The following is a 12781-nucleotide window of genomic DNA, read 5'->3' as shown; positions in this document are numbered from 1 at the left end:
GCGGGCGGGCGCGCGGGCGCGCGACGAGAGGCACGCGCGAGCGGTACACGATTTTCGCGCATCGCTGCAAATCCGCGCGCCCTGCCCGCGCCCTGCCCGCGTCCGGCATGCGCGAGGTGCACACCCGGCAATGCGCCCGACGCGCTTCACGCGGCGGGCCGCGCGTGCGCATGATGCGGCTTCCCTGCCGTCGGATCCCCCTGCTTTGCAACCCCTTCTCGGAATCTCGCTCAAGGTCCTGTCCGCGCTCGCCTTCACCCTGATGGCGGCGTCGGTGAAGCTCGGCGCGGACACCTATCCGACGGGCCAGCTGATCTTCTTCCGCTCCGCCTTCGCGCTCGTGCCGCTCCTCCTCTGGCTCGCCCTGACGGACCGGGTCGTGAACGCGGTGCGCACGCGCAACCTGAAGGGACACGTGCGGCGCTCGCTCATCGGCGCGACGGGGATGATCCTCGGCTTCACCGCGCTCGGCTTGCTGCCGCTGACGGAGGCGGTCGCGATCGGCTACGCCGCGCCGCTGATCGTCGTCGTGCTGGCGGCGATCTTCCTCAAGGAGACGGTGCGCGCCTATCGCTGGAGCGCGGTCGGGATCGGCTTCGTCGGCGTCGTCGTCATGCTGAGCCCGCGGCTCGGCGCGGAGGCGGTGGGGGAGGGCGCGAGCCTCGGCGTCCTCGTGGCGCTCGCGGCGGCGATGTGCACGGCGATCGCGACGATCGAGGTGCGCCGGCTCACCGCGACCGAGCGCACGGGGGCGATCGTCTTCTACTTCACCGCGCTGACCACCCTGATCGGCCTCGCCTCCGTCTTCCTCGGCTGGGTGATGCCGACGCCGCGCGACCTCGCGCTCCTGATCGGCATCGGCTTTCTCGGCGGCATCGGGCAGATCCTGCTCACCGAGAGCTATCGCTACGCCGACGCCTCGCTGATCGCGCCCTTCGAGTACACGACCATGATCTGGGCGACGCTGCTCGGCTGGTTCCTGTTCTCGCAATTGCCCGCGCCGGCGGTGATCGCGGGGGCGTCCCTCGTCACCGCGGCGGGGATCCTGGTGATCTGGCGCGAGCGCCGGCTCGGGATCGCGCGCAAGAAGGAAGCGGAGATGTCGTCCAAGCGCTTCGGGTGAGCGCAACGACGGGCCCCTCCGGCTCTTGCCTGCGCCGCCGCGCTCTGCGAGCCTTCCGCGGCAAGCAAGAGGCCCGCGCGGGAGGCGTATCATGGCCCTGATCACCTACCTCACCACGATTCGTTTCGCATCGGGCGCCGTCGCCGAGCTGCCCGCCGACCTCACCGAGCTCGGGCTGCGCCGCCCGCTCGTGGTCACGGATGCAGGCGTGGTGCGGGCCGGGCTCGTCGCGCGCGCGCTCGCCCCGCTCGGCGCGGCCGGGCATGGCCTGCCGCGCTTCGAGGGAACGCCGACGAACCCGACCGAGCAAGCCCTCGCGGCCGCGCTCGCGCTCTATCGGGACGAGGGATGCGACGGCGTGATCGCCATCGGCGGCGGCTCTCCCATCGATCTCGCGAAGGGCGTCGCGCTGATGGCGACGCATGCGGGGGAGCTTTCCGACTACGCCGCGATCCTCGGCGGGGTCGCGCGGATCACATCGGCGGTCGCGCCCGTGATCGCGGTGCCGACGACGGCGGGGACGGGTTCGGAGGTCGGCCGCGCCGCGCTCGTCACGCTCGCCGACGGCCGCAAGCTCGGCTTCATCTCGCCCCATCTCATTCCCAAACGTGCGATCTGCGACCCCGATCTGACGCTGGGCCTGCCGCCGATGCTCACCGCGGCGACCGGGATGGACGCGATCACCCATTGCGTCGAGACTTACTTGAGCCCGCGCTTCAACCCGGTCGCCGAGGCGATCGCGCTCGACGGGCTCGCGCGTGCGGTGGCCCATCTCGAACGCGCCGTCGCCGACGGCTCGGACGCCGCCGCGCGCGCGGAAATGCTGATGGCGGCGCTCGAGGGCGGGCTCACCTTCCAGAAGGGGCTCGGCGCCGTGCACGCGCTCTCGCATCCGCTCGGCGGCCTCGCCGACGTGTCGCTCCACCACGGCACCCTGAACGCCGTGCTCCTGCCCCACGTGCTCGCCTTCAATGCGGGTCATGTCGGCGGCAAATACGACACGATCCGCGCCCGCCTCGGCCTCGCGCCCGGCGCCGACCTTCCCGCCTTCTTCGCCGACCTCGCCCGCCGGCTCGGCCTGCCCCGCGGCTTGTCCGAGATGGGGCTGCCCCGCGACCGGCTCGATGCGATGGCGCACGCCGCGACGCAGGACCATTCGGGGGCGACGAATCCGCGGCCGGCGAGCGCGGGGGATTATCGACGGCTCCTTGAGGCGGCGTATTGAGGGGGAGTGCCTCCCTCGACCGGGGGGCGCGCCCCGATCAGCGCAACGCCTTCTCCAGCTGCGCCTTCGACATCTTCGATCGCCCTGCGATGTCGCGCCTCTTCGCTTCCTCGTAGAGCGCGGCCTTGGTCTTGCCCGAGCCGGAGGAGCCGCCGTCGCGGTGCTTGGCGGTCTTCTCGGCGATCGCGGCGGGCTGTTTCGAGTGCTGCTTGCCCTTCTTCGTGTCGGCGCGCTTCTTGGCGGTGGTGCGGGCGTACTCCTCCTTCGAGAGGTCATCGCGAGCCTTCTTCGGCAGGTAGCGCTCGCCCGTCTCGCCGCTCTTCTTGCCGGATTTCGTGCCCCAATCCTCGTCCTGCCATTGCTGCAGATGGTTGTCGTCGCTCTTCTCGCCCGCGTAGCCGCCGCCCTTCTTCTTGTATTCCTGCGTGGCGAGCTGCGCCTTGCGGGCCGACCATTGGCCGGGGCGCCCGCCCTTGTCGCCACGGGTGACCTTCGTCTTGACCCGGTCCCAGAGCTTCGGATCCGTCTTCTTCGCCGTCGCGCCCATCAAGGCCTCCTGTCTCGCCTGTTCGCGTGGGGAGCGAACCGGAGCGGCGCATGCGGGTTCCGAGGCGGTTGACAGGCGCGACGCTGGGGCGCATAGGAGCGCCATGAGCCACGCGCCCGCCCGCATCCGACGTTCGCCCGCCATCGCCCTGCGGCGAGGTTGACGCGCGCGTCCATCGGACAACGCCGTTGTGACCGAGAGCCGCGCCCCCTGCGCGGCTTTTTCTTTGTCGACCATCGCAAGCCCATCCCCCACCGGAGCAGAGCCCATGTCGAAGCCCACGCTCTTCATCGACGGCGAAGCCGGCACGACCGGCCTCGAGATCCGCGAGAAGCTCGCCCCGATCGCGGGCCTCGAGATCCGCTCGATCGACCCGGCTCTGCGCAAGGACCCGGCCGCGCGGCGCGACATGATGGCGTCCGTCGATCTCGTCGTGCTCTGCCTGCCGGACGCGGCCGCGAAGGAATCCGTCGCGCTCGCCGCCGAGCTCGGGGCGCGCGCCCCGCGCATCCTCGACGCCTCGACGGCCTATCGCGTCGATCCCGATTGGGTCTACGGCTTCGCGGAAATGGCGCCGGGTCAGGCGCAGGCGATCGCGCAGGCGCGGCGCGTGTCCAATCCCGGCTGCTACCCGACGGGCGCGATCGCGCTCCTGCGTCCGCTCGTCGAGGCGGGGCTGATCCCGGCCGATTTCCCCGTGACCGTCAACGCGGTCTCCGGCTATTCGGGCGGGGGGCGGCAGATGATCGAGGCCTACGAGGCCGGCGAGGCGCCCGCCTTCGAGCTCTACGGCCTCACCCTCGAGCACAAGCACGTGCCGGAGATCGCGCTGCACGGCAAATTGGTTCGCCGGCCGATCTTCGTGCCCTCCGTGGGCAATTTCCGCCAGGGCATGCTCGTCAGCCTGCCGCTCCATCTCGACGCCCTGCCGGGGCGCCCGAAGGCTGCCGATCTCGAGGCCGCGCTCGCGGATCATTACGGCGAGGGCGGGCTCGTGCGGGTCGTGCCGACGCAAGGAGAGAGCCGGCTGGAGCCGCAGGCGCTCAACGGGACGGACATCCTCGAGCTGCGCGTCTTCGCCAACGAGCCGATGCGCCACGCGCTCCTCGTCGCCCGCCTCGACAATCTCGGCAAGGGCGCCTCGGGAGCCGCGGTGCAGAACATCACCCTGATGCTCGGCCTCGATTGAGAGGGCGGATCCCTCCCTCACCCGTCATTCCGGGGCGCGAACGCGAGCCCGGAATGACGGCGTTGGGGAAAACGGAAACACTTACACGTACAAAGAACCCCGCCCTCACCGCCGCAGGACGAGCTCGCCGCCGCTGCCGCCGCCGCGCAGGGCGTGGGCGGAGGGGCCGAAGCGCCAGGACGAGGTGCCGTTCATGATCAGCGAATTGAAGATCATCGTCACGCTGTCGCTGTCGATGCTCGTCGCGCCGTTGAAGGTGACGTTGCGGCTCGGCAGGTAGAGGAGCCCTTCGAGCTTCTGGCCCGTGCCGCCGTTGATGGTGATCGGCGAACGCTGGGCGATGCCCGTCGGCTCGTAGATCAAGACGCCCGTGAGATTGCCGCTCGTCGGGGCCGAGAGCCGCGTCCGCGCCTGTCCGTTGAGCTGGAGGAGCGCGCGCTCGTTGGCGAGGTGGAAGGTCACGCCCGTGCCCGTGAGGCTCGAATTGCCGTTGACGATGAACGAGCCGTCGCGGATCTCGTAGAGGCCGGCTTCGAGCACGATGTCGTGATTGCCGTTGAAGGTCGTATTCCCGCAATAGACGCCGGGCTGGAGCCGGGTGGGCCCGCTGCCGCCGCCGTTGAAGATCGCGTTCCGGTGCGTGCAGGGCTTGGGATCGGGCGCCGGGAGCGTGCCGGCGATCGTGTCTTGCGCGGCGTTGCAGCGCGTCTCCACCGGACCGATCTGCGGCCTGCCGTTGGCGATGTAGCCCGGCCCGGCGAGGCACACGCGGGCAACGTCGAAGACGCTGCCGCCGTTGAAGATCGCCGCGGTCGAGGCTCTCGTGCGCACGTGCACCTCGCAGGCCGGCGCGCGCACGCTCGTATTGCCGTTGACGAGGAGGGTCTGCGAGGCGGTTTGGTCGAGCAGGAGGAGGCACACGCGCGTGCTCGCCGCCCGGAACGCCTCCGCCTCGGCGCCGACGCGGATCTCGTCGAAGCCGAGGAGGCCCGCCATCGTCGTGTCGACGCGCAGGCTCGCGCGGCCGTGCAGCGCGCCGTCCGTGCCGAGCGTGAACGCGCGGCTGTCGACGGGGCCGCGCTGGGCCGCGTCGAAGGCGCGTTGCGCCGCCGCCTCGTGATCGCCCTCGGCCCGCAGCCCGGCGAGCACCGCCATGTCGAGATTGGCCTGGAGGGCCGTGCGCGCGTTCGTGGCGCGCGTGTAGTCGACGCCGAGCCCGACGACGCCGATCACCGGAATGGCTGCGAGCGCGAAGGCGACGGCGACGCCGCCGCGCAGGTCCGCCCCGAAGCGGCGGCGACGTTCTCTCATCCAGGCGCGGATCGTGCGCATGGGAAGTCTCCCGAAATTGCTACCGTGGCTTCTCGCACGCCCCCCGCGAACAATTCGTCGCTCAATCGACGAGAATTTTACGCGATCGCGCGGCGAGCGTGGGCGCGCATCCACCCTGCGGAAATGGCCGATGTGCGCGGACCCGAGCCGGGCTATGGAGGGGAGGGAGCGAATTGGCGGAGGTGGCGGCGGCGGGAATGGGAAGCTTCATCGCAGAGCTGCGCTCCGGGCTCGCCGCGCTCGCCCCGACGCGTTTCCCCTATGCGCGCTTCCTCGCCGCGCTGATCCTCGGCACGGCCGGCGGCGTCCTCTTCTACCAGGCCGGCCTGCCTCTGCCCTGGATGCTCGGGCCGATGACCGCCTGCACGCTCGCGGCCCTCCTGCGCGCGCCGATATCCGCCCCCTCCGTCGTGCGCCCGCCGATGAGCGCGGTGATCGGGGTGATGCTCGGCGCGGCCTTCTCGCCCGATCTCCTCGCGCAGGTCGCGACCTGGACGATCTCCGTCCTCGGGCTCGCTCTGTTCGTCGTGGTCTGCGGGCTCGCCTGCGTCGTCTATTTCCGCAAGGTCGGCGGCTTCGATCGCACGACGGCCTACTTCGCCGGCATGCCCGGCGGCCTCGTCGAGATGGTGATCGTGGGCGCGGAGCGGGGAGGGGACGCGCGCACGATCGCCCTCGTCCATTCCGCCCGCATCCTGCTCGTCGTGATGACGCTGCCCTTCCTGGTGCAATGGGTCGAGGGGGTGAGCCTCGACGCGCGCGGCGCGGGCGGGCCCTCGATCATGGACGTGCCGCTCTCGGCGGAGATCTGGATCCTCGTCTGCGGCCTCTCGGGTGCCTTCCTCGGACATCTCCTCAAGCTGCCGGCGAAGACGCTGCTCGGGCCGATGCTGGTGAGCGCGGCGGTGCATGTCGGCGGCATCACGGATTTCGTGCCGCCCGTCGAGATCGTGTCGGCGGCGCAGGTCGTGCTCGGCGTGACGATCGGCGCGCGCTTCCTCGGCACGGCCCCGCGCGAGATCCTGCGCATCCTGTGGCTCTCGGTCGGCTCGACGATCATCCTGCTCGCGCTCACCCTCGCCTTCGCGACCGCGATCGGCGCCCTGATGGGGCTCGGCACGATCCCGCTGATCCTCGCCTATTCGCCGGGCGGGCTCGCCGAGATGAGCCTCGTCGCGATCGCGGTCCAGACCGAGGTCGCCTTCGTCGCCGCCCACCACATCATCCGAATCGTCTTCGTGATGGCGGGCGCCGGGCCGGTCTTCGCGCTCCTGCGCCGATTCGAGCGCGAGAAGGAGTGAGCCGCCCGTTCAGAACAGGCTGCCCTGCTCGCCGCCGGCCGGGCGCGGGGGCGCTGCCGGGCGCGGCGCTTGCGCGAGGGGAGCGAGGTTCTCCGGGCCGTCGTTCGCGACGCGGTTGACGCGCGGGGAGACGGGATAGAGCACGATGCGCTCGTCCGCGCAGGGCCGCGCCATCGCGACCGCCGCCCTCTCGTCGACGCCCGCGCAATCGAGCCAGGCGCCGATCTCCTCGCGCGGGAGGATCACCGGCATGCGGTGGTGGATCGCGGCGAGCGTGCCGTTGGCCGAGGTCGTGACGATCGCGGCGGTGTCGATCTCCCCGCCGTCCGGGTCGCTGTAGGTCTCCCACAGCCCCGCGAGCGGCATCGGCCCGCCATCCGCCATCCGGATCGCGAACGGCGCCTTCGCATTGCCCTCGCGCCGCCACTCGTAGAAGGCGTCCGCGACGAAGACGCAGCGTCGGCGGCGGATCGCGGCCTTGAAGGTCGGCTTCTCGAGGAGCGTTTCGGCGCGCGCGTTAATGACGAGGGGGAAGTCCTTGGGGTCCTTCACCCAGCCCGGCAGGAAGCCCCAGCGCACGAGCCTGAACCGGGGCGCGCCGTTCTCCGCAAGGACGATCGGCACGGGCTGGGTGGGCGCGACGTTGTAGCGGGGCGGGAAGTTCGGCTGCTCGGGATAGCCGTAATGCTCGCGGAAGACCTCCGGGGCGAGCGTGATGGCGAAACGGCCGCACATCGTCGGATCCTCTCTTCGTCTTCGGCGCGGGGCGGCGCGTCGGATGGCGGGACGGTGCCGTCGGGGCGGCGTCAACGCTTTCTTGGCGGATCGCAGCGCACCATGCCCGCTCACGCAACGCGAGTCGATTCCGAACACCCATGCACCGGCCGCTCGACACCCTGCCAGACGCCGCGCCGACGCCGCCCCCGGCGGCGCGCGACGACGCGCCGGCGCAGGACGGGCTGTCGAACGACTATCTCAACCTCTACAGCGAAGTCCTGATGCTGATCGAGCTCGCGCCCCTCGATCCGGAGGTCGTCGAGGATCTCGGCGCGTGGCGGGCGATCCCCTATCCGGATTATTTCGACGCCTCCCATCTGCGCCGCGCCCCGCAGGCCCGCGCCGCTTGGGACGCGCTCGATCCGGAGCGCCGCGCCGCCTTCGAGGCGCTCGTCCGGGCGATGGACCGCCTCGCGACGACCGCCATCCGCGCGCTGCGCCCGCCCTGCGCCGCCGACGACGCCGCCCTCGTCGCGGAGGTCACGGCGCCGGCTCTGCGCCGCCTGATCGAGCGCGCCGGCGCCTTTCTCAATTCGAACGGTCGCGTCCTGCCCGACGACAGCCATGTCGAGGAGGCGCAAGGCGTCATCGACCGCCTGATCGCCCGCGGCGTGGTCGAGCATTCCGCCGCCTGACGCAGCGTTTGAAGAGGCGCAGCCCGGTCGCGACCCGGCCGGCCTTGCCAGCGGCGGTGCAGGCGTGGAAGAACACCGGGTAAATCACCGGAGGAACGCCCCCATGATTCTGCGCACGTCGCCGGCCTCGCCGTTCGGACGCAAGGTCAAGATCGCAGCCGCGGTGCTCGGACTGGCCGATCGCATCGAAATCGTCGCCGCCGATACGAACGATCCCTCCGACACGCTGCGCACGCAGAACCCGCTCGGCAAGATCCCCGTCCTGATCACGGACGAGGGGAAGGCCCTGTTCGATTCGCCCGTGATCGTCGCCTATCTCGATCATCTGGCGGGCGGGGGCCGGCTCGTGCCCGCGGGCCCCGAGCGGTTCGAAATTCTGTGCCTCGAGGCGCTCTGCGACGGGCTGATGGACGCCGCGCTCCTGCAGGTCTACGAGGGCCGCTTCCGGAGCGAGGACAAGCGCGACGCGAATTGGCTCGGCTATCAATCCGCCAAGGTCGACCGCGTGCTCCGGGTGCTCGAGGATCAGGCGGACGGCCTCGGCGACAGGATCGACGCCGGCACCATCGCGCTCGCCTGCGCGCTCGGCTATCTCGATCTGCGCTTTTCGGGGACCTGGCGGGAGAGCCACCCGCGCCTCGTCGCCTTCCTGGAGCGCTTCGCCGCGGCCGTGCCCGCCTTCGAGAAGACCCGCGTCGCCGCCTGAACAGCGCGGGGATCGCGGCAACAGGCCGGAACCAGTCCCATGCATCTCCTCGTCCTCGACGTCGACGGCACCCTCGTCGACAGCCAGGCGATCATCGTCGAGGCTCAGGTCCGCACCTTCCGCCGTCACGGGCTCGTCCCCCCGACGCGCGAGCGCTCCTTGTCGATCGTCGGCCTCTCGCTGCCCGAGGCGTTCCGCGTGCTGGTGGGGGAGGCGGGGCCCTATCGCGAGATGGTCGACACCTATCGCGAGGTGTTCTTCCACCTGCGCGCGGACCCCGCCTTCGAAGAGCCGCTCTATCCCGGCGTGAAGGAGACGCTGGAGGCGCTCGCGCGACGCGACGACCTCGTGCTCGGCATCGCCACGGGCAAGAGCCGACGCGGCGTCGCCCATCTCGTCGAGCGCCACGGCTGGCACCTCCTGTTCTCGACGATCCAGACCGCCGACGACGCGCCCTCGAAGCCGCATCCGGGCATGATCCACAACGCGCTCGCCGAGACCGGCATCCCGCCCGAGCGCGCCGCGATGGTCGGCGACACCACGTTCGACATGGAGATGTCGCGCGCGGCGGGCATCTACGCGATCGGCGTCTCCTACGGCTTCCACGGCGTCGGCGCGCTGCGCGACCGCGGCGCGCAGGTGGTGGTCGACCGCTTCCCCGACATCGTCCCCGTGATCGACGCGCGCTTCGCCGCCGCGTGAGCGGGGTCGGCGCCGAGGGTGTCATCCCGGACGCCGAAGGCGATCCGGGACCCAGACCCACGAGGCTTCAGTCGCAGCCTGCAGGCTGCGTTTCTCCGACGCTCGCCGCCGCGAGGGTGAGGAACGAGCGCGGCATGCGCGCTCGGGCGATCGTCGAGGTTATGGGTCCCGGGTCCGCTTCGCGGCCCGGGATGACAGCGGCCCGTGAGGTTTGCACCTTTTCGGAGGGGAAGGTGAGTGGCGGCGCATGGCGCTCTCGACCTCGCACCGATCATCCCTATCTGAGGGCCTGGCGCCGGAGGCGAGCGAGACGACATGACCGACGACGATTTCTGGCGCGATCTCGCGCCGCGGCCCGACGAGGCGAGGCGCGATCCGCGGGAGGCCGCGCGCGCCACCTCGGCTCCGCAATTGCCCAAGCGCTTCTACGCGCGCGCGACGAGCGCGCCGGCGGCAGGGGGCGGCTTCGCGCTCCTCCTCGACGGCCGCGCCGCCCGCACCCCGGCCAAGCGCCCGCTCGTCGCGCCGAACGCCGCCGCCGGCGCCGATCTCGCGGCCGAATGGGAGGCGCAGGAGAGCGTGGTCGACCCGGCACGCATGCCGCTCACCCGGCTCCTCAACTCCGCCATCGACGGCGTCGCGGACAAGATGGACGAGGTCGCCGCCGAGATCGTGCGCTATGCGGGCTCGGACCTCGTCTGCTACCGGGCGGGCGAGCCCGAGCGTCTCGTCGAGGCGCAGGCCGCGGCCTGGGACCCGGTTCTCGACTTCGCCCGCGAGCGCCTCGGCGCCCGCTTCGTGCTCGCGCAGGGCGTGATGTTCGTCGATCAGCCGCCCGCCGCGCTCGAGGCCGTCGCCGCGCGGGTCTCGCGCGAGCGCGAACCGGCGGCGCTCGCGGCGCTGCACGTCGCGACCACGCTCTCCGGCTCCGCCCTGATCGCGCTCGCCCTCGCCGAGGGCGTTCTCGACGCGGACGCCGCCTGGGAGGCCGCCCATGTCGACGAGCTCCACCAGGAGCGGATCTGGGGCGAGGACGCCCTCGCCCGCGCCCGCCGCGACGCCCGCGCCGCCGACTTCCGCACCGCCGCCCGGCTGTATCGGCAGGTGAGCGGGGGATAGGCGCTCACCGCGACGCCACCAGCCGATCCGGCTCCAATCGGGCGGAGCCGTCGTAGGGGTGGGCGTGGAGGGCGAGGAGATAGAGGCTCATCACGGCCGCGACCGCGAACAAGGCCAGCGCCGGGCGTCCCGCGGAGGGGCGGTCGGCGTGGACGATGGCGATCGCGATGTGTGAAAGCACCGTCATCACGAGGAGGAGGTGCCACTTGTAGGTGCTCAGCGTCGTGTTGCCGAGGCCCAGGCGATGGTTGCGCGCGTCCTGGAGCTCGTCGAAATCCGAGATCGTCTTCGCCGCGAGCACCTCCGGCACGCCCGCGCGCACCGCGGCGACGATCGCGCCCCGGATCAGCTCCACCGCCCGCTCGGCCTCCGGGTCGGGGCGGCGATTGCGGCCCTCGCCCCATTCGCCCGCCACCACCGCCCGGCGATAGGCCTCGACGGCGGCGTGGAGGTCGGGGCGGTCGAGGAGGTCTGGTTGCGCGATGCCCTCGAGCCGCAGGATCGCCGAGCGCTCCTCCTTGAGGAGCCGCGCCGCGTCGGCGTTCGCGTTCCAGGTATCGGCGCCGACGAAGCCGAGGAGGAGCGCCCACACGACCGTGACCGCCGAGAGGAAGGTCGTCACCGGCACCTTCATCAGCCCCTCGTCGATCGCCCGGTGGAACAGCGCGAGCGAGACGAGGCCGAGCAGGAAGCAGGCCGCGCCGAAGGCGATCGCGACCCCGGCGAGCGGCAGGGCGGTGAGGCTGAAGAGGGTGTTCATGAGGTCTCGCGTGGCGATGATCTCGCGGCAGAGTGCCGGATCGGAGTGAAATTTCGGTTTGCCGTCCGCGAGCGCGCCGCCGGGGACCTCGGTCAGCCGAGGATCGCCTCGACGGCACCGCGGCGGGGGAGGGGGGCGACGGCGCCGCGACCCGTCACCGAGATCGAGGCCGCGACATTGGCATAGGCGCCGGCCCGGAAGGGGTCGCCGTGGCGCAGATACTCCGCGAGGAAGGCGCCGTCGAAGGCGTCGCCCGCGCCCGTCGCGTCGACCGCCTCGACCACGCGCGCGGGGATCGTGCGGCGCTCCTGCGGGGTGGCGACGAGGGCGCCGTCGCGGCCGAGGGTGAGCGCGACCACGCGCGCGCCGCCCGCGAGATAGAAGTCGCAGATCGCGTCCGGATCGTCCCGCCCCGTGAGCTGGCGCGCGTCGTCGTGGCCGGGGAGCACGATGTCGGCCATCGCGGCGGCCGCGTTGACGATCGCGCGCGCCCGATCGAGCGGCCACAGGCGCAGGCGCAGATTCGTGTCGTAGGAGACGAGGCCTCCCGTCTCGCGGGCATGGCGCATCGCGGCGAAGACGGCGTCCGCGCAGCTCTCCGAAATCGCCTGGCTGATGCCGGAGGCGTGCAGCACGCGCGCGCTCGCGATGGCGTCGTAGGGCAGCTCCGCGCTCGTCACGAGGCTCGCCGCCGAGCCCGCCCGATAATAGCTGAAATCGTGACCGTCGGGTCCGTAGGAGATCATGTAGACGCCGGTGCGCGCGCCGGTGCGCACCGTCACCCGCGAGCGGTCGACGCCTTCGCGCTCCCACAGATCGATGAAGGAGCGCCCGAACGCGTCGTCGCCGACGGCGGTCAGCATCGCCGCGCGCGCGCCGTGCCGGGCGGCGGCGATGGCGACGTTCGAGCAATCCCCGCCGTGCCCCGGCTGGTAGAGCGTCTCCCCCTCCCGCTCCACCTCCGCGAGCTCCATCAGGGGCTCGCCGAAGGATAGGATGTCGATGGTCTTCTCGGTCAAGGCGTTGTCTCCCGTTCTTCATCCCTCCCCGTAGGAGAGGGTGGACTTTCGAGGCGGAGCCGAGAAAGGCCGGGTGGGGCCCGAGGTTTGCGGATTTCTCACCACCCGGGCCCCACCCGACCCCTTTCGCTTCGCTCAGGGGCCACCCACCCCTCCGGGGAGGGATGGAGCCGCCCCCATCCCTCCCCGAAGGGGAGGGTGGACTTTCGAGGCGGAGCCGAGGAAGGCCGGGTGGGGCCCGTGGCGCGGAGGTTGCTCACCACCCGGGCCCCACCCGACCCCTTTCGCTTCGCTCAGGGGCCACCCTCCCCACCGGGGAGGGATGTCGCCGCCCCCAACCCTCCCC

At 71.6% G+C, this 12781-nt stretch carries 13 protein-coding genes; 8 read left to right on the top strand and 5 right to left on the bottom strand.

What is annotated here, in order from left to right:
* Positions 1-205: 205 nt before the first annotated feature.
* Both ACK4UM_RS08205 and ACK4UM_RS08200 read left to right on the top strand, forming a co-directional pair.
* Positions 206-1123, top strand: coding sequence for a DMT family transporter (locus ACK4UM_RS08205; RefSeq protein WP_409797654.1), 918 nt, complete (start codon positions 206-208; stop codon positions 1121-1123).
* Positions 1124-1214: 91 nt separating this feature from the next.
* Complete coding sequence (locus tag ACK4UM_RS08200; protein ID WP_409797652.1) at positions 1215-2348, top strand: iron-containing alcohol dehydrogenase; 1134 nt, start codon at positions 1215-1217, stop codon at positions 2346-2348.
* Positions 2349-2385: 37 nt separating this feature from the next.
* Here the strand turns inward: ACK4UM_RS08200 and ACK4UM_RS08195 are convergent, their stop codons facing one another.
* Positions 2386-2895 carry a hypothetical protein gene (locus ACK4UM_RS08195; RefSeq protein ID WP_409797794.1) on the bottom strand — a complete coding sequence of 170 codons (510 nt, stop codon included), beginning with the start codon at positions 2893-2895 and terminating at the stop codon, positions 2386-2388.
* Between the two features lie 268 nt (positions 2896-3163).
* Between ACK4UM_RS08195 and argC the strand changes: the two genes are divergently transcribed.
* Positions 3164-4084 (top strand): N-acetyl-gamma-glutamyl-phosphate reductase, encoded by a 921-nt coding sequence (gene argC / locus ACK4UM_RS08190; RefSeq protein WP_409797650.1) that lies wholly within the window; start codon positions 3164-3166, stop codon positions 4082-4084.
* A 105-nt stretch (positions 4085-4189) separates the two neighbouring features.
* Here the strand turns inward: argC and ACK4UM_RS08185 are convergent, their stop codons facing one another.
* Complete coding sequence (locus ACK4UM_RS08185; RefSeq protein ID WP_409797648.1) at positions 4190-5416, bottom strand: TadE/TadG family type IV pilus assembly protein; 1227 nt, start codon at positions 5414-5416, stop codon at positions 4190-4192.
* A 197-nt stretch (positions 5417-5613) separates the two neighbouring features.
* Between ACK4UM_RS08185 and ACK4UM_RS08180 the strand changes: the two genes are divergently transcribed.
* Positions 5614-6717 carry an AbrB family transcriptional regulator gene (locus ACK4UM_RS08180; RefSeq protein ID WP_409797646.1) on the top strand — a complete coding sequence of 368 codons (1104 nt, stop codon included), beginning with the start codon at positions 5614-5616 and terminating at the stop codon, positions 6715-6717.
* Between the two features lie 9 nt (positions 6718-6726).
* Here ACK4UM_RS08180 and ACK4UM_RS08175 read toward each other — a convergent pair whose 3' ends face one another.
* Entirely contained in the window at positions 6727-7452 is a 726-nt protein-coding gene (locus ACK4UM_RS08175; protein WP_409797644.1) for an SOS response-associated peptidase, read from the bottom strand.
* 140 nt (positions 7453-7592) lie between these two features.
* Here ACK4UM_RS08175 and ACK4UM_RS08170 point away from each other — a divergent pair, with 140 nt between their 5' ends.
* The 4 genes from ACK4UM_RS08170 (at position 7593) to ACK4UM_RS08155 (ending at position 10656) form a co-directional block, all read left to right on the top strand.
* On the top strand, positions 7593-8129 hold the full coding sequence (locus ACK4UM_RS08170; RefSeq protein ID WP_409797642.1) for a hypothetical protein: 537 nt from the start codon (positions 7593-7595) through the stop codon (positions 8127-8129).
* 103 nt (positions 8130-8232) lie between these two features.
* Positions 8233-8835, top strand: a complete 603-nt coding sequence (locus ACK4UM_RS08165; protein WP_409797640.1) for a glutathione S-transferase family protein — start codon at positions 8233-8235, stop codon at positions 8833-8835.
* A 39-nt stretch (positions 8836-8874) separates the two neighbouring features.
* The gene (locus ACK4UM_RS08160; protein ID WP_409797638.1) at positions 8875-9537 is read left to right on the top strand and encodes an HAD-IA family hydrolase; all 663 of its coding nucleotides are present in this window, start codon (positions 8875-8877) and stop codon (positions 9535-9537) included.
* Positions 9538-9852: 315 nt separating this feature from the next.
* Positions 9853-10656, top strand: coding sequence for an ATP12 family chaperone protein (locus tag ACK4UM_RS08155; protein WP_409797636.1), 804 nt, complete (start codon positions 9853-9855; stop codon positions 10654-10656).
* Positions 10657-10660: 4 nt separating this feature from the next.
* On the opposite strand, the gene ACK4UM_RS08150 is transcribed toward ACK4UM_RS08155, so the two are convergent.
* Complete coding sequence (locus tag ACK4UM_RS08150; protein WP_409797635.1) at positions 10661-11416, bottom strand: hypothetical protein; 756 nt, start codon at positions 11414-11416, stop codon at positions 10661-10663.
* 92 nt (positions 11417-11508) lie between these two features.
* Positions 11509-12435 (bottom strand): sugar kinase, encoded by a 927-nt coding sequence (locus tag ACK4UM_RS08145; RefSeq protein WP_409797633.1) that lies wholly within the window; start codon positions 12433-12435, stop codon positions 11509-11511.
* Between the last annotated feature and the right edge of the window lie 346 nt (positions 12436-12781).

This window comes from Salinarimonas sp., from assembly GCF_046292825.1.
Taxonomy (GTDB): Bacteria; Pseudomonadota; Alphaproteobacteria; order Rhizobiales; family Beijerinckiaceae; genus Salinarimonas.
The sequence above is the reverse complement of the archived record's forward strand: the minus strand, read 5'-3'. Positions and strand labels throughout refer to the sequence as shown.